General features: G+C 45.6%; 1 protein-coding gene. It reads right to left on the bottom strand.

Annotation, left to right across the window (positions count from 1 at the left end):
• Positions 1–160: 160 nt before the first annotated feature.
• Positions 161–825: hypothetical protein (locus tag MJ785_RS16770; protein ID WP_239381693.1), on the bottom strand; the 665-nt coding region annotated here is incomplete at its 5' end.

Raw genomic sequence — 825 nt, 5'->3', positions numbered from 1 at the left:
GGGTTTCTCTGTTTATAACTAAAAGAATTCATTATGTTGCTTTGCGTAGAGCACCGGCAGGTGATCATTCGGTCGTTTGTGGTGCCACAGCCATGACACCACGACCGCGTCCTCACCCGCTTGCTCTGTGGTCGCAGGCCAATTTTTGACCCGATTATGATCAATAAGTTCGTTTCTTCCGCACCTCTGTCGGTATCGTCGTTTTTTTGAGTATGCCATTTATGTATGTACTGCAAGAGTAGTATGAGGCCGCCTTTGATGCCCGATTTTCCTCGCTGGTTATGGTGGTATAGGCTGTGTGCCGGGTATCTTTAACCCAATATGTAAAGTGTGCATCGGTTTTTTTCGGTGCACGAAGTACTTCGTATCCTGAGCTAATTTCGATAACACGGTCATCGAATCGAATATGACGGTCGTGCTTCTCTTCGGCACTCCACTTCCATTTAGGTAACCACTGAATCTCGACACTTTCGAGATTCGAGTCGTTGCCGAGGCAGTCACCGATGAGCGATTCCTGACACTTTTTGAGATGTTCGATGAGATTGTTTTTTTCGGTAGGAAAAGAATTGGGAATTGTGGTAATAATTTTAAGTTTTCGTTGACCGTGATTGCTGTGGCTATTTCGGAGTAATTTCCAGAACCACCGTAGATTAGTATCCTCAAGAGAGCAGCCGATAAATTTATCCATGATTACTGTCCAGGAGGACTCCTGCAAGAATGGTTCAATGTAATTTTTCCTAACTATGTTCTGGTCTAGCTCGTTTTGTCCGTACCGGCAGTTCGCCATTCGAACAAGATTTTCGAGGGCTTCCGGTTCGCCCGGCA

It is taken from the genome of Protofrankia sp. CiT1, from assembly GCF_917627335.1.
In the GTDB taxonomy this organism is placed as follows: domain Bacteria; phylum Actinomycetota; class Actinomycetes; order Frankiales; family Frankiaceae; genus Protofrankia.
Note: the sequence above shows the minus strand (reverse complement) of the source record. Positions and strands in the feature narration are given on the sequence as shown.